Below are 24,059 nucleotides of genomic sequence, written 5' to 3' on the forward strand. Positions count from 1 at the left end.
AATGCCCTGCTAGTTTAACGACAACCATTATCAGTAAGGACTTCACGTTGAAGCTATTTGTTAGAGATCTTACCGTCATCGATGCCTCTTACCTTTGTGAAACAAGGGGCATGGTAGGCGAGAGCTGGATTCTCGATGTGGTGATGTCGGGTGAGTTAAATGAAATGAGCATGGTGCTCGATTTCAGCCGAGTCAAAAAGCAGATCAAGCACATTGTTGATGAATTCGTTGATCATCGTTTGATCGTACCAAGCCAGAGTAAAGCTGTTCGCATTGCTGCGTGTAAACCCGGTTATTCAACGGTTGACTTGCTACGTGCTGACAAAGGCATTCATTTGAATTGCCCTGATGAAGCATATTGTTTTGTTGATGCAGAAGCCGTCACTATTGAGTCTGTGACTCAGCATGTTTATAAAGTGCTCGAAGGAAAGTTACCTGAGAACGTTCAGGGGCTAGAGATCACGCTACGTTATGAAAACATTGATGGTGCGCTTTACCATTATTCTCACGGTTTGAAGAAACACGACGGTAATTGCCAGCGTATTGCCCATGGTCACCGCTCACCGGTTGAGCTGTTGGTTGATGGCAAGCGCGACAGTGAGCTTGAAGCAAAATGGGCTGAGCGCTGGAGCGATATTTATCTTGGCAGTGATGAAGACGTATGCCCACTTTCGGCCCTGTCTTTAAGCGCCGAGGCAAAAAACTTAAGTGATGAGCTTCACTACGGTTTTAAATACACGGCACCACAGGGTGAGTTTGAGCTGGCCATTGCGCGTTCAGACGTGGAAATGCTAAACACTGACACAACCGTTGAGCTATTAGCACATTACATTGCCGAGCAGGTGAGCCCGCTGGTTGATGCAGGCAAGACCCTTGATGTCCTTGCCTATGAAGGCGTTGGTAAGGGTGCCATGGCAACGGTTGCTGGAAGCAAACAGTAACTACAGTTGATTATTTAACGTTTAAAAAGCCCTTGTAGTGCATGTTACAAGGGCTTTTTGTTGTTTTATAATACTGCGGATGTTGCTTGCTATGGCTGAAAAAAGCAACGAGGGTTAGAGCTGATCCTCGATGGGCAGGATACTGGCAAACCAAGCTCCCATTCGTAGCCAAATGCTGGCATCTGGCTCGGTGCTGTATATGACGCCAGATAAGTCGTTATGCCAAACGACATCGCCATCTTCATCCAGTGAGAGTCGGTAGGTATCTCGGCGTAGGTTAGATTCAGCTTCTTTGTATACTTCTTCTGCAAACTCAGGCGAGTGGAGCAATATCCCCATTTCTGTATTGATATAGGCAGAGCGTGGGTCGAAGTTAAACGAACCGACGAATACGTCCTGCTTATCAATAATGAATGTTTTAGCATGAAGGCTCGTACGAGAACTGCCTAACCAAGAGCGTTTATTCTTCACGCTAGGATCGACTTTAACCTCATAAAGTTTGACGCCAGCTTCCAGCAACTGCTCGCGGTACTTGGCATACCACCCATGAACCGCAAATACGTCATTTGATGCTAATGAGTTGGTGATGATAGTGACATCAATGTCATCTTGGGCTGCCTGACTGAGTGCATCCGCCCCTTTTTCAGTCGGCACGAAATACGGTGAAATTAAAAGGAACTCCGATTCGGTTCTATCTAGCACACTGCCAAGTTCATGCATGAGGAAATTGCTTTCTTCGGGCGCATACACTTTTGACGGCGGATCGTAATAGAGTTCGGCCTCAGCCCAGTAAAAGTCGATAGATTGGTTAATAATACGCTTGACCAGAGGCAGCTCTGAAATTGACTCGGTGTAACTTGAACCCTCGAACGTTGCCCTTAATGTTGCTTCCCATTCTTTCACGAGTTCATCAGACGGCGGGGTGATATCTTCTACTACTGCCTCGATAGGTATTGCTGGGGCGCTATTCCAATAGAGATCAAACTGCACTGCGATTTCAGGTACGACTTTACCAAGGGTAAGGATATCGAAATCACCGAAGTCGACATCACTGTTGGCTGAGAAGTACTCATCCCCAATGTTGCGGCCTCCGGTGATAGCAAAGGTATTGTCGGCAATAATGGCTTTGTTATGCATGCGGCGATTCAACCGATCGAAGTCACCAATAAAGCCAAGTGCTTTGAAACCTCGGTTTTCAAATGGATTGAATAGGCGGATATCAATATTTGGGTGGCTGGATAGTGACGCCATGGTGTTGTCATTACGCGACTGCATGTCATCCAATAGAATCCGTACCCTGACACCACGCTCGGCTGCCTGATACAGTGCATAAGTCAATAATGAACTCGTGCTGTCGTTGCGGTATATGTAGTATTGAAGGTCGATGCTGTTTTCCGCAGTATGAATGACGGCAAGTCTTGCCATCAGCGCTTCTTGCCCATCCCCCAATGGGTAAAACCCTGTCAATTCAGGCTTGGCTTCAACAAAAGGAGAAGCGAGCTTGGCAAGTTGAGTGTTGCTGTCGTAAGGGATTGTATGGCTAGGTGCTTTTTCTACTGCTGATATGTCGACGGTGCTGCTGCAGCCGACAAGTGCACTGCTTGTGAGTATGACCAGTGAAGTGAATATCGATTTAAATCGGAACGTCATAGTTTGGTGTTCGTTTAATTCCATTAATTCACAAAGTGTAATGTGCTAAGTTGCTGTTTACAAATGTTTGTTATGAATACTAAACGAACGAATATACCCCATATTTATTGCTAGTTGTTAAAGCCAATAGAGGCGAAAAACTGTCATTAAGAATTGGCACTATAGCCAATCTTCAATAGGGAAAATACCTGCCAACCATGCGCCTAATCTCAGCCATATACTTGCATCTGGCTCGGTATTATAGGTCGTGCCCTGTACATCGTTATGCCATTCAATCTCACCGCTACCATTAAGTGATAACCGGTAGGTGCTTTTTTTTAGCGCAGACTCGAAATTGTTGTAGATGAGGTCTGTAAATTCGGGGGCATGAATGAGCACGCCCATTTCCGTGTTTAGGTAGGCCGAGCGTGGATCGAGATTAGTCGAACCCACGAAGACCTCTTTCTTATCAATAATAAAGGTTTTGGCGTGCAAGCTGGTTCGCGAACTGCCTAGCCATGAGCGCTGTTTCTTCAGGCTTGGGTCGATTTTAACCTCGTATAGCCTAATACCAGCTGCGAGCAAGTCTTTGCGGTATTTAGAGTACCAACCATGGACTGCAAATACATCGTTTGATGCTAAAGAATTTGTGATGATGATGATCTCAAGGCCCTGATTAGCGGCGTTAACCAACGATGCCGTGCCAGCCTCGGTCGGAACAAAATAAGGGGAAATCAACAGTAGTTTTGAATCTACTCGCTTTAGCGTTTCACCCAGCTCGTGGAGCAACAGCGTGGTATCACTTGGCGAATAGATTTTAGAAGGGAGATCGTAAAAGAGAGTAGCTGACCCCCAATAAAAATCCAAAGTGTGGTTCGCAACATGCTGTGCGATAGGCAAGTCAGTAAACTTCTTTAGGTACTTAGTGCCTTTGAAAGCACTTTTTAGTGAGCGCTCCCAGCTTGCAATAACTTCAGGTGAAGGCGGGGCTTTGTCTTTAATGAAGGTCTCAATAGGTGTTGCAGGCTGGCTGTTCCAATAAGTATCGAACTGATTTGAGATGTCAGGCACGACAGAGCCAATCGTCAGAATATCAAAGTCACCAAAGTCGACGGAGTTATTGGCAGAAAAGTACTCGTCACCAATATTACGCCCACCCGTGATGGCAATTGCCCCATCGACCACTAATGCCTTATTGTGCATACGGCGGTTTAGGCGATCAAAATCGAAGATGTCTAACGCTCTAAAGCGTCGGTAATTGAACGGGTTAAAAAGCCGGATCTCAATGTTCGGGTGGCTCGAAAGTGATGCAAGCCCACGGTCATCTCGTGATTGGAAGTCATCTAGCAATACCCTTACTCGCACCCCACGCTCTGCTGCCTGATACAGGGTATAAGTGAGTAGTGAGCTCGTATTGTCTTCACGGTAAATATAATACTGTAGATCGACACTCTCTTGCGCCGACTCAATAATTGCTAATCGCGCCCATAAGGCTTCTTGTCCATCAACTAAAGGGTAAAAACCGGTCATACCAGGGTGCTCGTGGGTGTAGGGAAGCACCATAGCGGCTAAATCAGTTTGTTGGCTGAAGGGAATTGAATAGCTGGTCTTTTTCTCAACTTCTGGTATTTCGCTACAACCGGAAAGGGTACTGGTTATAAAAAGAAAGGCTAAAAGTGCTTTGAAATAAGTGCCCATATTTTCCGGTAATTGCTTTAAATCGATAGGAGATAAAGTTTAATCTCCCAAGGCTTTGTTTACAAATCTTCATTTAACTGTAAAAAAGGTCTATTAGTTTAATTGGGCATATTAATAATGGACTAATTAATGACTATGAACCGCTTTAAAATTTTTGGCATTTCGTCAGCTGTACTACTTCTATCTACACCAGTTTTGGCTGCAGACTACGCTAATGTAGAGCAGGGGGATGTATTGAATGTCACCTTGCATCAACTTAAGCCAACCCAGCCTTCTGTCGGATATGATCAGGTTTACTATAAGCTTGGTCGCTTCCAATATGACGTTAAAAAGCAATTTGACGAAGTGTGTGAAGCGAATGGGCAAAAGGGCTTAGAGAGCTTTGATGCAACGTCACATCCAAACATTGCTGCTACCTTCGCGTGCGAAGATGAAGTCGGTGCACATAAAGGTGACATGAAAACTGTCGTAATTGCACCAGATAACAAGTTATACCTCACCGACGGCCATCATACCTTCAATACTTTTTGGCATATGAATGGCGGTGGGGCAGACTTTAATATCAATGTGGTGGTTGATAAAGATTATCGTGAGTTGCCATCTATGGATGCTTTCTGGCAAGCCATGATTGAAGATAAAAATACTTGGCTATTTAATAAAGAAGGCAATGCCATTGCTTATTCAGAACTGCCTCAATCACTAGGATTACAGCACTTCGGTAATGACCAGTACCGTGCCTTGATGTACTTCTCTCGTGGTGTGGGTTGGGACAAGCCGAAATCACCAGTACCATTCTTGGAGTTCTACTGGACGAAGTCACTGCGTGAAGACATTGATATTAGCCAGTTCGACTTAAAAACGATGCCGGGTTATTTGGCTGCCATTGAAGCAAACAGCCAAGCAATCCTAGCGCTTAAAGATAAAGACTTGGGTGGTTCAGGCAAGTCTGTTGAAGAGATGGGACAATTTACGTCGTTCGATAAGGCTGGCTTGGAGAAAGCAGCTAAGCGAAACAGCAAGCTAGATTACATGCTGCGCTACAAAACAGCTTCAACATTTAATGGGTTAGCTTACGACAAGGCGGTTAACTATAGTAAGGCGTTTGTTTCGAATGATGAGTTCAGCATCGAAGCCAAGCAAGACTTGATGGCGTTGCCTGCGTTGAACAATGAAGGCATGATTAACGCAATTGTTGAAATCCCGACAGGCACTTCGGCTAAGTGGGAACTAAACAAAGAGAATACCAATCAGGTGATCTGGGAGTTTAAGAAAGGTAAGCCACGCGTGGTTAATTACCTAGGCTACCCTGGTAACTACGGTACCATTCCTCAAACAGCGTTACCGAAAGAGTTGGGTGGCGATGGGGACCCGCTGGATGTCATCGTGCTAGGTCAAGCTGTACCGCGTGGTGAGGTTGTGCAGGCACGTCTAATTGGTGTGCTGAAAATGTTGGATGATGGTGAGCAAGACGACAAGCTCATTGCTGTAATTGCAAATGATTCACCATTCCAAGATGTTACCTCAATGAAGCAACTTGATAGTGAATTCGGCGGTGTGTCTGACATTATTAAACTGTGGTTTGCTAACTACAAAGGTGCTGACGGTGGCATGGAAGTCCAAGGCTATGAGGAAGCGCCTGTTGCTCAAGAAGTCTTGCAGCAAGCAATGGAGTACCACAGCGAGCAGGGTTGATTGAGCAAGAGGTAGCATGACAACCGTGTTATAAAGTACAGAGGCGTGCTAAACAGCACGCCTCTTGTGTATGCAAATCATGATGAATGGTATAGGCCCTAATAACTAACAGGTAGTAGATATTTAGATTGATTAGATGATCTTATTCTCTGAAGTCTAGTGTCAGCAATAATCGGCGTTCATCATTCAGCAATGTTGGTGAGCGGTGAACAAGCCCCGTGTTTTCGTTACCAACCCATCGTTCCCCTTTAAGTAGCGCGACGTCCCCAGAAGTGAGTTGCTGAATATCCGCTTCTTTCGTATATAAACCAGAGACAGAATCTGGACGACCATTGCTCCCATGGCCGAGTTTCGAGCGGTTGAGCGCATGATTAGGGAGCCATTCTGTAGCGATACCATGGTAGGTTGTGACTAGTCGGCAAGGTACTTTATCCGTGTGAAAACGCGGGCACATTGCGGTTTTCAATACGGCTAAACGTAACCCAGCGCGTTCAAGGTCAAACAAGCAGCAGAACATGTCTATAAGCTCTGCAATGTTGTCGAGAAGTACCTTAGGGGCTGTGCCTTTCGTCATTTGTTCTAGTTCGGCAAACGCATTCTGTGGGGAAAGTGTGAGCGATTTTTCAAACGTCTCATTGGCATCAATAAACTGATTTACCGCTTCTTTTAGCTCTTTATTAAATGAACGCTGCCAAATAGCAATATTGGTGTGTTCTTGATAGATGTCGGTCAGCACCGTCGGGTGTTTTCCTGAGGAGAAAAAGTTTAAATACTCAGGTGCTACATCGTCATCTGAGGAAAGTGGTTCTTTTATAGCAGCAGTCATTGTTGAGCCTCTTGCACCCCTTGTTATGTTATAACATAGCTTTATGTGGGAGGAAAAACAACCTCAGTGACTCTAGAGGGAAAATAAAAAGCCGAGCAGGTTATGCTCGGCTGTTGGCTTGAAGATTGATTCCAACTGTTAATTTCAGTCATAACATGTCGTTGATAATGGCGGCAATGTTGTGAAGAGGTATTAGCTGACTTGTTCGCTTGGATGCCCCCACATGAGTGGTTCGGCGTAAGGGCCCGTTAGGCTAGAGGTAGATTCGCCAATACCATCTAATGCACCCTGAGTTAATTCTCGAGCAAACCAGCATTCCAATGGGGCTTGAGTCCTGACTGGTGGCAGTACTTTGTGCGGTGTGTTGTAACGGTTGCCATAGTGGAATGGTTCGCCCATCACAAAGATCACATCTGCATCCAGCTGTTTCTCGGCTTCTTCCATCAGTCTCGTCGCATAACCTTTCCCCTGGTACTCAGGTAGCACGGCCAAAGGAGCTAAGACATAACATTTAAGGTGTGGGGCTGCATCTATCGTAATGGGTGTGTAGCAAGCGTGTGCAACGCCTTCATAAACGATAGAAAAACTGCCGTCTTCGATTAAATCATCAGCAAAGTTGGCATACAGTTTCGCATGCCTTTCATCATAAAGACCGCCTGCAGCAGCAAAAGCTTCGTATTGGATCTCGTGTGGTGTTTTCATTTTATTTTCTCAAAACCTAGAAGTAATAAGTATTTGTTGATGAATCGTTTTTTGATTTCCTCAAGTGGGTAATCATCTTTAGCAAATACATAATTGATAGCGATACCGTCTATCTCGGCGATTAACATATGGCTGTCCACAACACCGTCAGCAGAAGGTATATCCCGTAAAATTGTCTGGAAAGATGCCATCATTAACCGGTATCTATCTTCAATTAAGTCTTCCAGCACCGCCCGCATCGTAGACTGGCAAAGGATCTGGAGTTCAAACTGGTAAGACAATTGCTTTTCAGGCAAGGCCATCGACATAAAAATATGATCTAGAAGGTTAATCAACTTTTCTTTTGCTGATAGCCCTTCAGTCATGGCGTCGACATTGTCATCGACCTCATTAACGATCTCCGCCATATGAATGAAGACTTCTCTAAGTAGCTCTTCCTTGTTTTTAAAATGGTGGAAGACTGCGCCCTTTGATACGTGAGCATGCGCGCAGATAGCAGAAATAGATGTCTTTTCATAACCTTGTGTAGCAAATAGCTCGATGGCTACCTGAATAATTTGTTGTTTTTTACCCATATGATTAACTCATGAAAAACATACCGCCCGGTCGGTATGTTTAATTTGTTTAAATTTATGGTGAGTTTTTGTTAGAGACCCGACTATCCGCATGTTCATAGCCCTCTTTAGGCTAATGAGCAATAAATATAACCATGACTCTTGCTTAACGCAGTGAGTATTTTTAGGAAGGATTATTGTAAGTTTGGAGTAACTCCAATGAATATTTCAAAGCATGAACAGCGTGTGCTGCATGTCCTCGCATTGGGTGGTGAGATTCACTACTCTCGTATTGAAAGTAGCAAAATTAATGAAATCATCTGCTACACCCGAGAAGGGCATGTCTTGTCTGATTGTACGATTGCTATCTTTAAACGCTTAAAAAGCAAAAAATTAATCAGATCGAAAAATAGCCAGCCTTATCGGATAACGCCATTGGGAGCCGGCTCTGTCCGTTCCCAAATGATGCAGCGCTAGCTAAGCCAGGCACCTATACAGTTACCAAATTGATGACACCTTCTCACAAAGGATGAGTTCTAGGTTGGTCACGACACTGTATAGGTGCAATAGTTGCTTGATTGCCAGGGCTTATAGCTCCTGCATCAACTGGATGTAGTTCCCGCAGGTATCATCGAGTACTGCTATCATCACAGGGCCGGCTTCTCGGGGAGTGATAGAAAAATTTACACCGAGGTTTGAAAGCCTTTCGTATTCTTTTTTGATGTCGTCGACAGCAAATGAAGTCCAAGGAATACCGGCTTCCTTAAGGGCGCTTTGGTATTGCTTTGCAGGTTCGAAGGCCATCGGTTCAAGGAGCAATTCAACGCCTGATTGCTCCAGTGGAGAGACAACAGTTAACCACTTGTGCTCGCCAAGTGGGACTTCTGCTTTCTTGATAAACCCTAAAATATTGGTGTAGAAGTTCAATGCTTTATCCTGATCATCGACAGGAACGCTGGTTAAGCTGATTTTAATCACTTATATGGGCCTTTACTGTTATGGAATAAGTAAAAGATAGCTAAAGCTTCGAACGAAAACTTATTCCAGATTGCTTTTATGCAGTTTTTGAAATGCTTTGGGTGAGTATCCTGTAGATTTCCGGAAAACAGTGGAGAAGGTTGTTAAGCTTTCATAACCCACATCGAAACACGTTTTTGTAATGGAATTGCCTTCTCTCAGTAGCGTTTTGGCCTTCGAAATACGCAAGTCTTTTAGGTAGCTTCTAGGCGTTAGCCCATACATTTGCTTGAATATTCGTACATAGTGAAAGCGGGACATAAAGGCTGCTTTGGCTAAGTCGTTTAGCTCAATGTTATCTGAGTAATACTTCTCCATGAAAGCCTTGGATTGCCTTATCAAGATGTATTGCTTAGGCTGCAGTGGTAGCTCACTGTACAAGCGATCGATTTCTCTTTCATAGAAGGTCTTTGTGGGCGTTTTCATCGGCTATAACTTCTTACCTTGTGTTTATAATCCTATTTTAGTCCTCAGACCAAACATCCAAAAATGAAGGCCACCCCCAAGCTGTAATTGATACACCTTTTAACACACCTTCAAAATGAAGCGTCTGCCTGTGATGGTATAAGGGGAGTAGCCAGTGTTCGTTAATCATTGACGTCGCAATAGGCTCTAACCCTTGCATGTATTCTGTTACTGGGTGATTTTGACGAACAGTGACTAGCTCATTGATTAACCAATCGCTATTTTCTGTTGTTAGGCTTTGATGTAAAACCTCATTAGAGAGTAACCACCGAAAGGCTGAAGTTGGTCGGTTGTCATCCAAGTTCAGGCTCGTCAGGATCAAATCTTCAGCAAGGCTATTTTCGCTGGCCATGGCATGGAACGCTTCAAATGAATAGATATTGATATTGCATTCAATACCAAACCGTTTGAGCTTTTCGGCCATGGAATTCGCACAACCAATTAATGCTGGATGTTCGAATAGCCCAATTGCTAATGTTGGCGGCAATGCCTGCTTCGATATTGGCGAGGTTAAGGTGTTCATCCAACTTGGTACTAAGTTGCGAGCAGGTATCGCTTCAATTTGAAAATTGACTAGTTGAGAAGGGTTCAAGATTTGGCTTACGTATTTTCTCTGAGCCCTTAATAGCTGTGAGCGGTGGTTGAATAGCATTAGCAAGCAACCATCTTCAATTCTTGTATATTGATGACTTCCTATGATGTCATTGTCGTTGTGGACTGATAGGTAGTGAGAGCAACTAGGCTGATCACTCACACAGGCATCTGCCTTCAGCTCAGTTTTGCCAAAAGAATCAGCCTCCTGCAAAGGAACTTGCCAAATAGTTACCGTTTCAACGATGGCGCGACATGCAAAGTAGTTGTCGAATGCTTGTAGTTGTAGGCGGCTTTCGCTGTGCTCTTGCACTTGAAACGCTCCGCTTCCAATTGTCACGTTGGCCGACTGGAGCTGAGAGGTAGGTTGAATCGAGTATTTGACATCGGCAATTAGCCCAGCAAAACCGGGGTCAGGCTGATCTAATTGAAAAGCTATACAATACGGATTGATAGCTGTTATGCCTTTTACATGCGACAGCTCTTTTTTGTATCTAGGTAATTGTTTTAATGAGCTAAATAGCTTAACGATTTCGTCTGCACTGATCTCACTGCCATCATGAAAAGAGAGCTGTGGTCGAATATAAAACCGCCATTGGTAGGTATTTTCATCATATTGCCAGTGATGGGCGAGTTGAGGGGTCACATTGCCGTTCTCATCACACTGGGTTAAGCATGCGTAGACTTGACGTAGTAAGAAGCGCTCACTGTTCCTCAGTGGCTTGTGGGGAAGGAGCTCTGAAAATTGACGATGATACGTTAGTTGAATATGCAATCGTCCTTCCCGTCGGCGCGTTCCTGATGACTTTTGCAACAGTTGACCAAATAGTGCCTGATCATTATCGACAAGTACCAGCGCTTTCTCGTATTTACCATGTGAAATCATTTGGTTGGCGAGGGCGATCTTAAGTTCTTCAGGCTTATACCTTAGATGGAGAGTGGATCGTTGATTGCGTCCCGCTTTTGGTGTCCATTCAAGCCAACCAATACTTTCCATCTCTTTTAAGAGGGTTCGACAGTGTCGGGTACTTGTAAACATCGTCTCCGCCACGTCATGCAAAGCGATGAGGATTTCTTGCTTAATGCCCAGCTTAACTAGGCGCAGATAGTAAAGAAGTAGTTTATCTTTTGACAAAACCAGTACCATTTAATGTTGAGTGCTTCCGCATTTTATCGTAATTCAGCTGAAAAGATAAAAAAACGGTCTGTTACCTTTAAAACACGGAACGACTGTTGAGAATATTCTCTGTTTTTGTGTTCCTGTTTATCGTGAATAATGAGCGTGTAACCATTAATGAGGATGTCACTATGTTCGAGGCAATCAAAAATGTTCTTCGGTTAAAGCCTGGTCAGTCATTATTAGCGTCGCATTATCGTGCTCGGTTGGTAAAAACTCGCAATTTGATTGAAAAAGAAGCAATCCTTTATATGTCATCGCTTTTAGACGTTTACGCTTGGAATCAGCAGGATAAGGATGAACCCAATAAAAAATGAGCATAAATTTTTGCGATGCTCGGTGGCTCTATGAGCCAAAGCAGCATGTTGTCAATCAAGACAAAGTCACAATAACAACAGAGCCGTTTACAGATTTTTGGCAGCGCTCTTTCTTTGGACTTAGCAATGATAATGCGCCGGCGTTACTGATTGAAAACTCAGATAATGTTACTTTCACATTGAAAGTAGGAATGGATTATAGAAAGCAGTTCGATCAGTGCGGGTTACTGGTTTATATCAATAACGATAACTGGTTTAAAGCATCGATTGAGTATGAAACAGATACGATTTCACGTTTAGGCACTGTAGTAACGAACTTTGGCTATTCTGACTGGGCGAGTGTTGATATTTGTCCAACCGAAGTTGTTTGGTATCGTTTGAGCAGGAGAGGGCCTGATTTTTTAATCGAATACTCACTCGATGGGGAATCATTTATGCAGATGCGTATTTTTCATATGCATAAACTAGGGCAAACAACAGTTGAAATGGGCAACGCCTATAATCCACTGCCAACTAAACAATCCATTCGTTTCGGGGTTTATGCCAGCAGCCCATTACTGTCTTCCTTTGAGGCAGTATTTTCTGAGTTTAAGTTTGAGTCTTGTAGATGGGGCGCATACGATGAGGCATAGCTTAAGCTTAAAAAAACCGAGCAGGTTATGCTCGGTTTTGTCATTTTGGGGGGCAATGATTTTTAGCTCTCAGCCACCCCATGCCATTGATAATGGTTGTTTGGCTTTTTGCTGACTATCCCTTCTTCCATGAACTGTTTGAAGATCTTATCGACTTCGTCGCTACTGGTTTTCAGGTGCCGGGTGACCGCGCGTTTTGTACAGTTGACTTGGTTAGTGCTTAGCGCTTCAATTGCCTGCTCATAAAGCGACTTAGGCTGCTGTGGCTCAGCGGTTGCGTTATCCGAAGATTCAATGTCTGTACGTGTTTGAGTGTTAGGTTGTTCTGTAGATGGCTGTACCGATTGAGTTTGATCGGTGATTAGCTCAGGCTCTTTAGGCTCGTGGTTATTACTAAAGGCATCGATAGTAATTGGGTTCATACGGCGGAACTGGTTACGGAAACGTAATTCTTCACCGATTAAACCAACAAAAAATGCCGCAAAGAAATCGAGTAGTACCGAGAGGAAAATGACAAGGCCCAGCTGAGCGGTTTGGGTTTGAACCTGTAGGGATTTGGCAAGGCTGTCGATAAGACCAATAACAGAGCCTTGGTTTACGACAGGCAGGCTATCACGTTCTTTCGCCAGTTCTTGCTGTTGTTGACGGAGTTGATCGTTTTCGCGCTGAAGGCGAGCAACGCCAGTGGCGATACGTTCCATCTGAATGTATTTTTCTGCGGCAACATTATTGAGTTCGATTTGCTTTTCAATCGCATCAATCTGCATGTTATAGCTGCTAATTTTGCTCTGCTGCACATTTACATGGCTTTGGGCTTGGTTCGTGGCACTGTTGATACCGCCCACAGAGCCACCGATAGAAATAGCAGCGAGTACGGCATAGAACCCAAATGCTGAGAAAGCCCCCATGTAGTTGCGTCGTGCGCGTCTTTCCCCAAACTCATACCAGGCAAAGAATTTACCGAGTTCAAAGATAACAGCCAAACCACCGAACAAGATCTGCATGACAGGATCTTCATCGATGGATAGAAATAGCAGCAAGGAAAAGATAATCGATGCAAGAATAGATGCGCCAGTGAAACTGTACACCGTCCACATTGCAAATGCGCCCTTAGGGTAGCGAACTGGTAGGTTGTCGTTGTAAAGCATAAGTTATAGTCGTTCAGAAAGCCTATTGGCTTAAGGCTTAAATACAGGGCGGCAAAAAATCACTTTATTCGCTGCCACCCCTTCAAAAAAGGTGGCTAAGCATACCTCAAAACAAGGCTGTAGCCCTTATAAATTAAGGCTTTTCATGCTTCTCCGTTGAAATTTTACACGCCGCTGTCACAACTGGAGAAATGTTGTTCAGTTCGACATTGTTAACGTGCTAGATAGATGAAGATAAAGGCTGGCGAGATCCCGCTTTTAATAACAAATGTTGTAAAAGTGTTATTAAGAAGCTAGGTTAATTACTCTAAGCTAAACGCTTGTTTGAACTTTCTGATGCCAACTAACCTAACAAGGACAGGACTATGAAGGATCTATTAGACGGGTACCCAGTGATAACACAAATTCCAGTAGCATGGGGTGAGATGGATGCACTTAATCATGTCAATAATGTGGTGTACTTCCGCTATTTTGAAACCGCACGGTTAGAGTATTTTTCTCATATTGGCATGATGGAAGAGCTGGCACGCACGCAAGTGGGCCCGGTACTTAGTGAGACCAGTTGCCGCTACAAGTTGCCAATTACTTACCCAGATACACTGCATGTTGGTAGTCGAGTTGTGGAAATGCAAGATGACCGCATCATAATGGAGTACGCCATCTACAGCGAAAAGCTCGGGGCTATTTCTACCATCGGGACTGCGAAAGGGGTGATGTTTGACTTCAAGAAAAATCGAAAGGCAGGCGTTAGTGAGTCGGTGAAGCAGCATATTATTGCGTTACAGCCTGAGTTGGCGGAGGATTTGAATGCTGTGCAATAAAACAGTCATTATTGTTGATTACTCTTATGATTCACTACCAGACAAGGGTTGCATATACCGGTGAGCCACAGTCATAAGCAAAAAGCGGCGATTAGCGCAGTTGATGAGCCTGATATTTCCAAACTGATCAATGAGAAAACCACGCCGATTTATTATACCGAACGTGAGCGTGTGATGTACGAACGGCTGGGTCAGGCTTATGCCTGGTATCAGGTGATGTGTGATGAAATTCAGCCCATTGAACAAGCCTTGTTGAGTGCGCATTACGAAGTGTGGCCGTCGCTGACCAAATTTAAATTTAAACGCTACGCTGAGTTGGTGGTCAATGAGGCACATGTGATGTTTGAGGTTGAGAGGATTAAGTCTAAATCGCCAGCAACCGCCGAGCAGCAAGCTTATATTGATGAGCTTAGTGAGCAGCGTAGAACAATTTACCCAGAATGGAACCGAGCCAAGAAAGCCCTAGAGTATATAGAAACAGAGAAAGCGTACTTGCGGGCGTTTCGTGATTTATCATCAGGCTAAGCATTGTTTGACTTATTAGGTATATAAGTAAGTTGGTATACTTATCAATAACATGGCTATAATGATGATAAGCGCTATGTTTATCGAGTTGTTCCAAAAGGAGAGGCCATGTTTATTGTTGTTCAGCACGATATCACCGATCCTGAGCTGTTCTGGCAAAAAGCGAGTGGGGCGTTAACCCATCCGCCAACAGGTTTGCGTTTGCATTCAACTTTGTTTGTGGAAAGGAAAACCTGTTGTCAGAGTATGTGGGAAGCAGAGTCGATTGATGCGATTCGTGAGTTTCTGGAACCTGAGCTCGGTGGGGCAAGCAATACGACCTACTGCGAAGTTGATCCTGATACGGCTATTGGTTAAGGCAATACTTATGGTCTCCATTCCTCTGGTCTCCATGCCTCATCGTTGTCGTTGGCAATGATGGAGAAGTTAGAACGCACGATTAAGCCTGTTTTCAATTTAATTTTTAATTAAATTGAAAACAGGCTTAGATTTGGATAGAAAAACGCATCATATTGGTATTGAAGAAGAATCTAAGCCACTTTATCTGAAACATTAAAAAAATAGGCAAATAGCAATATAAGAGTAAACCTAATGCTATTTTCATAGCTTGCACCACTCTTTAGCATCAGCGCGCTTCTAACAAAACAAGGCTAGGTTATGATCATTCTTATCACTGATGTAGTTGATGCTGAACACCCAAGTGAGGCTATTGATATCGTTTCATTTGACATTATTGAGGGTGCGCCAAATTTTGATGATATTGCAAGGTTATTGAACCGCGAAATGAACAAGGTGCTTGCTCTTTTTTATTCGTCAAATAAAGAAAGAGGACAATTTATTACACTTGGCCGTGAGTGTATTAAAGGCCAACATTTTAATGACGTCGAGCATTAGTTCTATTTTGCCTTTTGAGGTGAAGAGAGTGCCCCTTTACTTAGGTAGCAAGGAGGAAAGTAAAGGGGCAATGCACAAGTTAACAAGGCTAGTAAGCAGTGTGCATAACTATAAGATACCTTGAACGCAGCGATTAACAATTGCATGATGAAACGTTTTCTTTTATGAAATGCTAAATTATGAAGGTATTTTTAAGTCATATTGATCAAGTGCCCCTTTCAGGAAAAGAGGAAAGCAGAAAGGGGCGATACACTCGACAAATGGTTTAGGGACTATCATTTGCCATTAGTGCAAATTTAAAATTACATAATGCGGTTGGCCGCGCAATTGCATTTCTCAATATTTCCTGCATGAGAATGCTAATTTTATCGTGGGTGTGAGTTATTAAAAAAAGCCGCGACTATGTCGCGGCAAAACAGTTTTACTATTAAACAAGAGTGTTGTTTCCAATGAAGAAGTCGCCCCTTTATATAAAAATATATTAAGGGGCTATACCAAATGGTAAACGTCGGAGAGAGTTACCTTGGTATAGGTGTACAATTTACATTGTTTTCTTTTTTGCTCTATGGCACTTGTGAATAATCTATTTATAACAATGTTAAATTGATAATATGGATTAACTTCCTTCGAAATATTTGACCAGATATTGAATGGGATTGTCATTGCGATTTAAATAAGCCATAAAAAAAGCAGTCTGGTAAATATTATCAGACTGCTTTGGTAACGATTGAACTATATCCGTTTCAGTTATTTACCCGCGATGCTCAGTTTGTTGAAGCGTATAGTCGGCGCAAAGAAGTCACGCTCGTAATCGTGGGTTAGGGTATTACCCACCGCGTCAATCTCTTTGATCATCTGGTAGAAGTTACCTGCAACCGTGATACCACGAACAGCTTGAACACGCTTACCATTACGGCACAAGAAGCCGCTTGCACCAAACGAGAAGTCACCGCTGACAGCGTCGGCACCAGAATGCACGCCTTGTAGTTCAACAAGTTCCAGGTACTCGCCTGCTGTTGCTTCAGCTTCAGAGCTGGTACCCGTCGCAATCACTGTGTGACGAGATGATACGCCTAGGCCACCTTTTGCAGAGCGAGAAGCGTTGGCGGTGTTTTCAATGCCAAAGAAGCTCGCTGTGTGGCTGTTGTGGAGCAGGCTTTGCAGTTTGCCTTCACCAATCAGAATGGTGTCTTTGGTTGCGTAGCCTTCACTGTCAAACGCTTTAATGGCGGAGCCGCCTTCAACATAGGCTTGATCAGATACCGTTAGTAGCGGGCTTGCCACCACGTGGTTGACCGAATCGCGCCATGGGTTGATGCCTTTCATGGCTGATTGGCCCGAAAGGCACATGCCAAACGCACCAAATAGGCTGCTCAAACAACTCAGCTCAAAAATGACACTGTAACTTCCCGTCGTAATTGGTTCACCATCAAGCAGGGCTTTAGCCATTTCGTAGCCGTGTTCGATACAGTAATTTGGGTCGAGTTGATCAAAACGTCGGCCCGAAGACATGCCGCCATGCATTGACTGTTTGCCATCTTGCTCGTAAAGCGTGTAGGCGTAGCAATAGGTAGAACGCTCTTGGTGGTAGCAACGTGTACCTTGAGTATTGGCAAGGATAACCTGGCTGTCAGACTCACCAAAGCCATTATATGGTGCCGAGGTAGCGTTCGGCTTAGCAACCACTTCGCTCTCTAGTTTGAGCGCCAATGCGATTTTGTCGTCAACAGTCGCATCATCTTGCTGGTAGATTTCAGGGCTTTCTGTCGTCAGCTGGCTGCCCGCACAGCTAATGGTCTGATGCTCGTCTTGCTTGGTATACAGTGCGTTTTGCAGTGCATGCTCAACCATCATATCCAGGCTGGCAGGCTCCAATGATTCAGAGTAGCTGGTCGCAATATGCTGATCTTTGATAACACGTACACCAATGACTTGGCCTGACGTTACTTTGTACTCGTCAAGCTCGCCCGCATTGGCTTTTAGGGAAAAGTTGTTGCTGCCGCTCGCGATAACATCTGCTTCGGCACCAGAGGCTTTGACGCGATCAAGTACTTGATCGATAGCGTTTTGTAGTTGTTGTTGATCGGCCATTAGTTACCTCCCACAAGAATATTGTCTACTTTAAGCGCTGGCTGACCAACCGTCGTTGGTACAGAGCCACTTACTGAGCCACACATACCGGCAGCCAATTCGAAGTCACTGCCGACCATTGAAATTTCTTTCAATACTTTCGGGCCTGTGCTGATCAGCGTTGCAGACTTAAGTGGTTTGGTAATTTTGCCATTCTCAACCAGATAGGCTTCTTGTACTGCGAAGTTAAATTCACCGGTACCTGGTTGAACAGAGCCGCCGCCCATTTTCTTGGCGAAGATCCCGCGCTCGACACTTGCGATCATCTCGTCGAGAGAACTGTCGCCAGGCTCGATAAAGGTGTTACGCATACGAGAGGTTGGGGCGTACTTGTATGACTCGCGACGGCCAGAGCCGGTAGGTGCATAACCTGTTTTCAGCGATCCCATGTGGTCAACCATAAAGCTTGTTAGCTTACCGTCTTTAATTAGTTGGGTGCGCTGGGTCTCCATGCCTTCATCATCGATGTTGATTGAGCCCCATTCATTGCTCATGGTGCCATCATCGACAGCGTTAACCACTGGGTTGGCAATCATTTCACCCATCTTGTCGTGGAAGACAGAGGCTTTTTTGGCAACAGACGTTGTTTCCAGAAGGTGGCCACAGGCTTCGTGGAAAATAACACCACCGAAACCGTTACCAATGATCACTGGCATCTCGCCTGAAGGGCAGTTTTCCGCAAACAATTTCACCATGGCTTGTTTAGCGACTTTCTGGCCTAGCTCTTGAGCGTTCAGCTGAGAATTAAACTCCCAACCTGTCAGTGCACCTGGCGCTTCAAAGCCAGTGGACTGCTCGCTACCGTTCTGGGCGATGGCCGTTGCTGCTACGCGGGTGTAATGGCGGGTGTCGCCAATATGCAGCCCTGTTGAGTTGAAGATTTCTACTTGCTGTTCACGCTGCAGAATACGGCCAATGAACTGTGAGATCTTCTCATCTTCATTGCGTGCCGCCTCGTTGGTTTGACGTAAGAAGGCAATTTTAGCCTCAAGGTTAGCCCCTTGATTTAAAGGAAGCTGACATTGGTGCTTGCTGGTGTAGCGGCTAAGATTCAAGCTACCCGCAGTCGCAATTTGATCGCGTTTGTCTTTGGCTGCCAATAGGCTGGTAACGCGTTTAAGCTCTTCTTCATCAGTACTGTTGGTGTATCCATAAAGTACTTTATGACCGAAGAATAGACGAACACCGATACCAAAATCGATGCCGGAGTTTACTTTATCGATATCACCAGAAATCAGCTCAACTGAGCTTGATTGATGATGCTCAACGAACAATTCGGCAAAATCCGCACCGAGGAACAGCGCGTGATCGATGACCGCTTGTGCAGTAGCAGGGTTTAGCATAGTTGCTCCTTGCGTAATCGAGTAAAACCGGGGTTTTACCAAAGTGTATTTTACCAACTGATATTGGTTTAATTATTAGCAGGTTATAGCGGCTTTGACACCGCTATAACGACTTGGTTTACTTTTTCGTTGCCAACGAACATAGAATTTCTTCCAGTTCATCCCACGGTAGTTTGTCTTTGTCGATAACTTCAATACGCGACTCAAAGCCTTCTAGCGATAGCTCATTTACAGTCACAACTTGGTTCACGACATTGAAGGCGTAGTAGCCTTGCTCGGTATTCACGACAGCTTTCACGCGCTGGGCATTGATGTTCGAAAGTAGCGAGAACATGTTTGAGAAATCAAACTGTTGCTCAACAGCGAAGAACCAGCCGCAGCTGTGGTAGCCTTGACCACTATTTTCCTTACGAACAAACAACTGCCCTGGTGCCAGTTCAAAGCCGGGTAGCGGGGCATCGTCTTCGCCATGATGATGGTGGTGGCTATGCTCGGATTGACGTTCGATACGTTCATGGTCAAGCCAAGGTAGCTCAAGCTCGCCTTGGCTCACTTGGCCAATAACGGCTTTCTTTGGTTCAATTTGGCCAACGTATTCTTCGAAAGCAAGTAAGTCGTAATCGCTGCATTCGTCGATTTTGTTCGCCACAACAATATCAGCCAGTGAGATCTGATCTTGGAAGTTGTGGTTGTCGGTATACAGTGGATCAGACACGTGGCGAGGGTCAACCAAGGTAATTGTGGCCTTAAGGTCGATGTAGTTGCTGTAGGTGTCAGAAATCATCTTGTTGATCATTTCTTTCGGATGACCTAAACCGGTAGGTTCAAGGATCAAGCGATCGGGTTTTTGTGCAAGTAGGGCATTGATACCGACGGACATTGGCAGACCAGCAACACAGCACATGCAGCCGCCAGGTACTTCTTTAACAATCGCGCCTTGTTGATCAAGAATGGCACCGTCAACACCCACGTTGCCGAATTCGTTGATAAGAATGGCCCACTTTTCATTTTCTGGCTTACGTGCCAGCAGAGACAAGATAGAGGTCGTTTTACCCGCTCCCAAGAAGCCGGTAATGATATTGGTTGGAATGCGCTTCATACTCTGTGTCACTCTCCTTTGTAGTGAGTGCATCATATCATCCAATGAGCAACTTCGCGGTAAATAAGACGATATTGCATTAACTTGGGAGATAAACGGTAATTATTGTTCCAATTCTGGTCTATTTTTGAACCCTTCAAGTGCATCTGGGTTCGCAAGCGCCCCTCGATTTTTCACCGGTTGGTGATGGACGATGTTTCTCACTGCCAACTCCACTAATTTGCCTGATTTGGTCCTCGGGATATCGTTGACGGTAAGGATTATTTCGGGCACATGTCGTGGTGAGCAATTTGCCTTAATGGTTTCTTTAATTCGGGTTTTAAGCTGATCGTTTAATTGCTCGGTTTCTTTCAGTTGGACAAAAAGTACGATACGGCTGTCGCTGCCAACATTCTGGCTAATGACTAGCGAGTCGACAATTTCCGGCATTGGGTTAACCTGACGGTAGATTTCAGCCGTGCCTATTCTGACACCGCCAGGGTTTAGCACGGCATCGGAACGTCCGTAGAAAACCATTCCCCATGACGCGGTAAGCTCGACGAAATCTCCATGGTGCCAAACGTTAGGGTAGGTATCCCAATAGGCACTTTGGTACTTGCTGCCATCAGTATCGTTCCAAAAGCCGCAGGGTTGGTTGGGGAAGCTATTGCAACAGACAAGTTCGCCTTGTTGCTCAAAGACTGACTTGCCTGTGATATCAAAGACGTTGACATCCATACCCAGCGCTCGCCCTTGGCATTCACCGCGAAAAACCGGGCTGATGGGATTACCAATGGCAAAACAGCCACAGATATCAGTGCCGCCAGAAATGGAGGCTAATTGAATGTCGTTATGGATATGCTGGTACACATAATCGAATTGCTCAGGTGCCAGTACTGAGCCGGTTGAACAGACGGTTTTAAGTGACTTGAGTGGGTGATTGAGAGTAGGTGAGTACTGCTGCTTTTCTAATGCCTCTAGGTACTTGGCTGAAGTGCCAAAAATAGTGACTTGCTCTTGCTCGGCCATATCCCAAAGTACATTGCCATCTGGGTAGAATGGGGAGCCATCATAAATCACTAACGTGGCACCTGAGGCAAGGCCGCTGACCATCCAGTTCCACATCATCCAGCCGCAAGTTGTGAAATAGAACAGCCGATCGCCCGATTGGATATTGCAGTGTAACTGATGTTCTTTAAGGTGGTTGAGTAAGGTACCGCCAACGCTGTGGGTGATGCATTTTGGCTTACCCGTTGTCCCCGAAGAATACAGAATATAGAGCGGGTGGTTGAAGGCAACGGGCGTAAAATGGATTTCGTTTGGCTCAAATTGAGTCAAAATTTCATGCCATTGGGTCGTTTGGATACTTCCAATGTTGTTGTTTTCAGGAGAGCTGTTGATAAAAGGAATGACAACGACATGTGTCAGGCTTGGCAGTTGGGCAATGATTTGTTCTGTTTTCTCCGAATAATCAATGGTCTTGCCATTGTAGTAATAGCCATCAGCGCAGAAGAGGACTTTTGGTTGGGTTTGGCTAAAACGCTCAACCACGCTGTCAGTTCCGAAATCCGGTGAAGTGGAACTCCAGATCGCCCCTAGCGACGTTGTGGCTAGCATCGCCACAATAGTCTGTGGCAAGTTGGGTAAATAGCCTGCCACCACATCCCCTTGCTTTACCCCATTGGCTTTGAGGTAGCTAGCAACCTGCGAGGTTTGGCGATAGAGCTGTTGCCAACTTAAATGCTGCCTGCGACTTTGATCCCCTTCGCTATGAAAGATGATGGCATCGGCAGCTGCGTGACGCGCCCAACCATCAAGCAAGTTCTCGGCATAGTTTAATGTTGAATTGGGAAACCATTGCGTATCCTTCGCTGGGGCTTGACTATCAGAGGGACAAAAGCTGATGGGAGGCTGTTGATAACCTTTTACATTGCAAAATTCCCACAGCATCGACCAGAAAGCCTCACTGTTTGAGACTGACCATTGATGAAGCTGGTTGTAATCATGGAAGAGGGTGTTTTGCTGTTCACTTAATTCAACCATGAATTGATATAGCCGGCTGTCATGAATCCGATCTTTGTCTGGCATCCATAACATTTGTGAGATTGGGTGACGGTCATTGGCTTGATTACTGTCCACCAGAGCCTCCTTAACTGATGTGTATTCACGGATTCATTGGCGCTTCATCGTGCTAGGGCATTTGATTGTCTGGATGCGCTTTGACAAAAGCAGGAAGCTCAAGACAGCGCTGCTCAATTTCAAGTAGGTGTTGATAGCGGCTGGTATCGAAACCGAACCTTTTGGCGTTATAAAGCTGGGGAACCAAGCAAATGTCGGCCATGGTTGGGCTGTTTCCACAGCAAAACGTCGTATTCTGGCGACTGATCAGACTTTCAATTGCTTGAAAGCCGCGTTGTAACCAATGGTGATACCAAACCATCTTTTCGTTTTGATTGACCCCAAATTCAGTATTGAGGTAATTCAGTACGCGCAGATTGTTTAATGGGTGGATATCGCAGGCGATAGCGAGGGAAATTTCTCGGCATCGGGCTTTGTCAAAGGCATTCTGTGGTAACAGAGGTGGCTCGGGGTAGCATTCATCAAGGTACTCAATGATGGCAATAGATTGACCAAGCACGCCAGTGCTATCGGCATCGTCACTAAAGCCTGGCACCAAACCATTGGGGTTGATGGCTGTATAACTGGCACTGTTTTGCTCATTATCCAACAGCGAGACAGGGCGTTGGTCGTAGGCAAGCTGCTTTAGGTTCAGTGCAATGCGAACCCGATAGGAGGCAGAAGAGCGATAATAGTCATAAAGCTTAATCATTGAGTATCCTTGATCGTCACGATTAATGAGGTCGATGATGGTTTAGGTCTTCCTCTAGATACTTGTGCTCATAACGTACAACTTTCTGTTCGATAGCCCCGAAAATTGAATCGTTATTATCATCCAGCATTTCTATTCGCACGGTGTCGCCAAACTTCATGAATGGCGTTTGTGCCTCACCGTGTTCCAGTATTTCGAGCATTCTGCGCTCGGCTATACAGCAAGAGCCGCTGCTGCGATCTTTGTTCGATACGGTTCCCGAACCAATAATGGTGCCTGCCGCGATATGGCGACTCTTGGCAATGTGCTGGACTAGTTCGGCGAAGTTAAAGGTCATGTCTGTACCGGCATGAGGATTGCCAAATAGCTCACCGTTGAGGTGAACATTGAGCCGCTGATGCAGTTTGTAGTCATGCCAACTTTCACCCAGTTCATCGGGGGTGACGGCAACCGGAGAAAAGGAGGAGGCAGGTTTAGATTGGAAAAAGCCGAAGCCTTTGCCCAATTCACCGGGGATCAGGTTTCGAAGTGAGACATCATTGACCAGCATGAGTAGCTTGATATGGCCATGCACTTCCTCGGTGCGCGTGCCCATTGGCACATCGTTGGTGACAACCGCGATCTCTCCCTCGAAGTCGATGCCCCAGCTCTCATCGGCAACACTGATATCTTCATTAGGAGCCAGAAAACCATCGGACATGCCTTGGTACATTAACGGGTCACTCCAGAAGCTTTCTGGCATTTCGGCACCGCGGGCTTTACGTACCAGCTCCACATGGTTGACATAGGCACTGCCATCTGCCCATTGGTAGGCGCGGGGAAGTGGCGATGCGCAAAATGCAGGGTTGAAACTGAAGCTATCGGTGACAAGGCCGTCGTTAAGGTTGCGATAGATATGCTCTAGGTCTGCCGCGACCTGATCCCAGTTATCCAGCGCAAATTGCAGGGTTGGGGCGATATCATGGACGTGGGCAGCGGTTTTAAGATCGCGGGAGACCACAACAAGTTGGCCGTCACGACCGTGATTAAGCGATGCTAATTTCACGTTT

General features: G+C 45.2%; 24 protein-coding genes. 9 read left to right on the forward strand and 15 right to left on the reverse strand.

Annotated features, from left to right (window positions below; all coding sequences use genetic code 11):
* Positions 1-47: 47 nt before the first annotated feature.
* Positions 48-941, forward strand: coding sequence for a 6-carboxytetrahydropterin synthase (locus C9I98_RS10495; protein ID WP_036816761.1), 894 nt, complete (start codon positions 48-50; stop codon positions 939-941).
* 114 nt (positions 942-1,055) lie between these two features.
* Here the strand turns inward: C9I98_RS10495 and C9I98_RS10500 are convergent, their stop codons facing one another.
* Both C9I98_RS10500 and C9I98_RS10505 read right to left on the reverse strand, forming a co-directional pair.
* Positions 1,056-2,615 (reverse strand): phospholipase D family protein, encoded by a 1,560-nt coding sequence (locus tag C9I98_RS10500; protein ID WP_245907128.1) that lies wholly within the window; start codon positions 2,613-2,615, stop codon positions 1,056-1,058.
* 135 nt (positions 2,616-2,750) lie between these two features.
* A complete protein-coding gene (locus C9I98_RS10505) occupies positions 2,751-4,100 on the reverse strand; it encodes a phospholipase D family protein (protein WP_245907129.1) in 1,350 nt (449 codons plus the stop codon).
* 297 nt (positions 4,101-4,397) lie between these two features.
* Between C9I98_RS10505 and C9I98_RS26820 the strand changes: the two genes are divergently transcribed.
* Positions 4,398-5,960, forward strand: coding sequence for a ParB-like protein (locus C9I98_RS26820; RefSeq protein WP_245907130.1), 1,563 nt, complete (start codon positions 4,398-4,400; stop codon positions 5,958-5,960).
* Between the two features lie 142 nt (positions 5,961-6,102).
* Here the strand turns inward: C9I98_RS26820 and C9I98_RS10515 are convergent, their stop codons facing one another.
* The 3 genes from C9I98_RS10515 to C9I98_RS10525 all read right to left on the reverse strand — a co-directional run bounded on the left by C9I98_RS10515 (position 6,103) and on the right by C9I98_RS10525 (position 8,063).
* The gene (locus tag C9I98_RS10515; protein ID WP_036831082.1) at positions 6,103-6,786 is read right to left on the reverse strand and encodes a DUF1826 domain-containing protein; all 684 of its coding nucleotides are present in this window, start codon (positions 6,784-6,786) and stop codon (positions 6,103-6,105) included.
* A 192-nt stretch (positions 6,787-6,978) separates the two neighbouring features.
* The gene (locus tag C9I98_RS10520; protein ID WP_036831079.1) at positions 6,979-7,488 is read right to left on the reverse strand and encodes a GNAT family N-acetyltransferase; all 510 of its coding nucleotides are present in this window, start codon (positions 7,486-7,488) and stop codon (positions 6,979-6,981) included.
* Positions 7,485-8,063, reverse strand: coding sequence for a TetR/AcrR family transcriptional regulator (locus C9I98_RS10525; RefSeq protein ID WP_036831078.1), 579 nt, complete (start codon positions 8,061-8,063; stop codon positions 7,485-7,487). Before C9I98_RS10525 ends, C9I98_RS10520 begins: the two co-directional genes overlap by 4 nt.
* A 198-nt stretch (positions 8,064-8,261) precedes the next feature.
* Here C9I98_RS10525 and C9I98_RS10530 point away from each other — a divergent pair, with 198 nt between their 5' ends.
* Positions 8,262-8,519 carry a YjhX family toxin gene (locus tag C9I98_RS10530; RefSeq protein ID WP_036831077.1) on the forward strand — a complete coding sequence of 86 codons (258 nt, stop codon included), beginning with the start codon at positions 8,262-8,264 and terminating at the stop codon, positions 8,517-8,519.
* A gap of 111 nt (positions 8,520-8,630) precedes the next feature.
* Here C9I98_RS10530 and C9I98_RS10535 read toward each other — a convergent pair whose 3' ends face one another.
* Genes C9I98_RS10535 through C9I98_RS10545 form a run of 3 tightly spaced genes read right to left on the reverse strand, consistent with a single transcriptional unit; the run spans position 8,631 to position 11,250 of the window.
* Positions 8,631-9,020, reverse strand: coding sequence for a VOC family protein (locus tag C9I98_RS10535; protein ID WP_036831076.1), 390 nt, complete (start codon positions 9,018-9,020; stop codon positions 8,631-8,633).
* Between the two features lie 60 nt (positions 9,021-9,080).
* A complete protein-coding gene (locus tag C9I98_RS10540; protein WP_036831074.1) occupies positions 9,081-9,485 on the reverse strand; it encodes a helix-turn-helix domain-containing protein in 405 nt (134 codons plus the stop codon).
* 37 nt (positions 9,486-9,522) lie between these two features.
* On the reverse strand, positions 9,523-11,250 hold the full coding sequence (locus tag C9I98_RS10545) for an SgrR family transcriptional regulator (RefSeq protein WP_245907131.1): 1,728 nt from the start codon (positions 11,248-11,250) through the stop codon (positions 9,523-9,525).
* Between the two features lie 173 nt (positions 11,251-11,423).
* On the opposite strand from C9I98_RS10545, the gene C9I98_RS10550 reads away from it, so the two are divergent.
* Together C9I98_RS10550 and C9I98_RS10555 are read left to right on the forward strand one after the other, a co-directional pair.
* The gene (locus C9I98_RS10550; protein ID WP_146153876.1) at positions 11,424-11,609 is read left to right on the forward strand and encodes a hypothetical protein; all 186 of its coding nucleotides are present in this window, start codon (positions 11,424-11,426) and stop codon (positions 11,607-11,609) included.
* Positions 11,606-12,241 (forward strand): DUF1349 domain-containing protein, encoded by a 636-nt coding sequence (locus tag C9I98_RS10555; protein WP_036826193.1) that lies wholly within the window; start codon positions 11,606-11,608, stop codon positions 12,239-12,241. Before C9I98_RS10550 ends, C9I98_RS10555 begins: the two co-directional genes overlap by 4 nt.
* A 62-nt stretch (positions 12,242-12,303) precedes the next feature.
* Here C9I98_RS10555 and C9I98_RS10560 read toward each other — a convergent pair whose 3' ends face one another.
* The gene (locus C9I98_RS10560) at positions 12,304-13,389 is read right to left on the reverse strand and encodes a bZIP transcription factor (RefSeq protein WP_036826194.1); all 1,086 of its coding nucleotides are present in this window, start codon (positions 13,387-13,389) and stop codon (positions 12,304-12,306) included.
* Positions 13,390-13,754: 365 nt separating this feature from the next.
* On the opposite strand from C9I98_RS10560, the gene C9I98_RS10565 reads away from it, so the two are divergent.
* The 4 genes from C9I98_RS10565 to C9I98_RS10580 all read left to right on the forward strand — a co-directional run bounded on the left by C9I98_RS10565 (position 13,755) and on the right by C9I98_RS10580 (position 15,629).
* Positions 13,755-14,210: an acyl-CoA thioesterase gene (locus tag C9I98_RS10565; protein WP_036826195.1), complete on the forward strand. Its 456-nt coding sequence runs from the start codon at positions 13,755-13,757 to the stop codon at positions 14,208-14,210.
* A gap of 60 nt (positions 14,211-14,270) precedes the next feature.
* Positions 14,271-14,735, forward strand: coding sequence for a hypothetical protein (locus tag C9I98_RS10570; RefSeq protein ID WP_245907132.1), 465 nt, complete (start codon positions 14,271-14,273; stop codon positions 14,733-14,735).
* A gap of 108 nt (positions 14,736-14,843) precedes the next feature.
* Positions 14,844-15,092: a hypothetical protein gene (locus C9I98_RS10575; RefSeq protein WP_036826198.1), complete on the forward strand. Its 249-nt coding sequence runs from the start codon at positions 14,844-14,846 to the stop codon at positions 15,090-15,092.
* 300 nt (positions 15,093-15,392) lie between these two features.
* Complete coding sequence (locus C9I98_RS10580; RefSeq protein WP_036831410.1) at positions 15,393-15,629, forward strand: hypothetical protein; 237 nt, start codon at positions 15,393-15,395, stop codon at positions 15,627-15,629.
* Positions 15,630-16,376: 747 nt separating this feature from the next.
* Here C9I98_RS10580 and C9I98_RS10585 read toward each other — a convergent pair.
* From C9I98_RS10585 to C9I98_RS10610, 6 genes are all read right to left on the reverse strand, one after another.
* Positions 16,377-17,720, reverse strand: coding sequence for a TldD/PmbA family protein (locus C9I98_RS10585; protein ID WP_036831408.1), 1,344 nt, complete (start codon positions 17,718-17,720; stop codon positions 16,377-16,379).
* Positions 17,720-19,102 carry a TldD/PmbA family protein gene (locus C9I98_RS10590; protein ID WP_036831405.1) on the reverse strand — a complete coding sequence of 461 codons (1,383 nt, stop codon included), beginning with the start codon at positions 19,100-19,102 and terminating at the stop codon, positions 17,720-17,722. The genes C9I98_RS10585 and C9I98_RS10590 overlap by 1 nt, the downstream gene beginning before the upstream one ends.
* 118 nt (positions 19,103-19,220) lie before the next feature.
* The gene (locus C9I98_RS10595) at positions 19,221-20,201 is read right to left on the reverse strand and encodes a CobW family GTP-binding protein (RefSeq protein WP_036831403.1); all 981 of its coding nucleotides are present in this window, start codon (positions 20,199-20,201) and stop codon (positions 19,221-19,223) included.
* Between the two features lie 102 nt (positions 20,202-20,303).
* Positions 20,304-22,277 (reverse strand): acetoacetate--CoA ligase, encoded by a 1,974-nt coding sequence (locus C9I98_RS10600; protein ID WP_036831416.1) that lies wholly within the window; start codon positions 22,275-22,277, stop codon positions 20,304-20,306.
* 94 nt (positions 22,278-22,371) lie between these two features.
* Entirely contained in the window at positions 22,372-23,010 is a 639-nt protein-coding gene (gene maiA, locus C9I98_RS10605; protein WP_211318320.1) for a maleylacetoacetate isomerase, read from the reverse strand.
* Positions 23,011-23,032: 22 nt separating this feature from the next.
* A complete protein-coding gene (locus C9I98_RS10610; RefSeq protein WP_036831401.1) occupies positions 23,033-24,055 on the reverse strand; it encodes a fumarylacetoacetate hydrolase family protein in 1,023 nt (340 codons plus the stop codon).
* Between the last annotated feature and the right edge of the window lie 4 nt (positions 24,056-24,059).

It is taken from the genome of Photobacterium sanctipauli, from assembly GCF_003026495.1.
GTDB lineage: Bacteria > Pseudomonadota > Gammaproteobacteria > Enterobacterales > Vibrionaceae > Photobacterium > Photobacterium sanctipauli.

Bases quoted from the DNA above. Each gene is read 5' to 3' on its own strand.
- C9I98_RS26820 (WP_245907130.1), top strand. From the start codon at position 4,398: ATGACTATGAACCGCTTTAAAATTTTTGGCATTTCGTCAGCTGTACTA.
- C9I98_RS10540 (WP_036831074.1), bottom strand. From the start codon at position 9,485: ATGAAAACGCCCACAAAGACCTTCTATGAAAGAGAAATCGATCGCTTG.
- C9I98_RS10580 (WP_036831410.1), top strand. From the start codon at position 15,393: ATGATCATTCTTATCACTGATGTAGTTGATGCTGAACACCCAAGTGAG.
- C9I98_RS10565 (WP_036826195.1), top strand. From the start codon at position 13,755: ATGAAGGATCTATTAGACGGGTACCCAGTGATAACACAAATTCCAGTA.
- C9I98_RS10555 (WP_036826193.1), top strand. From the start codon at position 11,606: ATGAGCATAAATTTTTGCGATGCTCGGTGGCTCTATGAGCCAAAGCAG.
- C9I98_RS10590 (WP_036831405.1), bottom strand. From the start codon at position 19,102: ATGCTAAACCCTGCTACTGCACAAGCGGTCATCGATCACGCGCTGTTC.
- C9I98_RS10505 (WP_245907129.1), bottom strand. From the start codon at position 4,100: ATGACCGGTTTTTACCCTTTAGTTGATGGACAAGAAGCCTTATGGGCG.
- C9I98_RS10600 (WP_036831416.1), bottom strand. From the start codon at position 22,277: ATGTTATGGATGCCAGACAAAGATCGGATTCATGACAGCCGGCTATAT.
- C9I98_RS10520 (WP_036831079.1), bottom strand. From the start codon at position 7,488: ATGAAAACACCACACGAGATCCAATACGAAGCTTTTGCTGCTGCAGGC.
- C9I98_RS10575 (WP_036826198.1), top strand. From the start codon at position 14,844: ATGTTTATTGTTGTTCAGCACGATATCACCGATCCTGAGCTGTTCTGG.
- C9I98_RS10515 (WP_036831082.1), bottom strand. From the start codon at position 6,786: ATGACTGCTGCTATAAAAGAACCACTTTCCTCAGATGACGATGTAGCA.
- C9I98_RS10550 (WP_146153876.1), top strand. From the start codon at position 11,424: ATGTTCGAGGCAATCAAAAATGTTCTTCGGTTAAAGCCTGGTCAGTCA.
- C9I98_RS10530 (WP_036831077.1), top strand. From the start codon at position 8,262: ATGAATATTTCAAAGCATGAACAGCGTGTGCTGCATGTCCTCGCATTG.
- C9I98_RS10585 (WP_036831408.1), bottom strand. From the start codon at position 17,720: ATGGCCGATCAACAACAACTACAAAACGCTATCGATCAAGTACTTGAT.
- C9I98_RS10560 (WP_036826194.1), bottom strand. From the start codon at position 13,389: ATGCTTTACAACGACAACCTACCAGTTCGCTACCCTAAGGGCGCATTT.
- C9I98_RS10500 (WP_245907128.1), bottom strand. From the start codon at position 2,615: ATGGAATTAAACGAACACCAAACTATGACGTTCCGATTTAAATCGATA.
- maiA (WP_211318320.1), bottom strand. From the start codon at position 23,010: ATGATTAAGCTTTATGACTATTATCGCTCTTCTGCCTCCTATCGGGTT.
- C9I98_RS10525 (WP_036831078.1), bottom strand. From the start codon at position 8,063: ATGGGTAAAAAACAACAAATTATTCAGGTAGCCATCGAGCTATTTGCT.
- C9I98_RS10595 (WP_036831403.1), bottom strand. From the start codon at position 20,201: ATGAAGCGCATTCCAACCAATATCATTACCGGCTTCTTGGGAGCGGGT.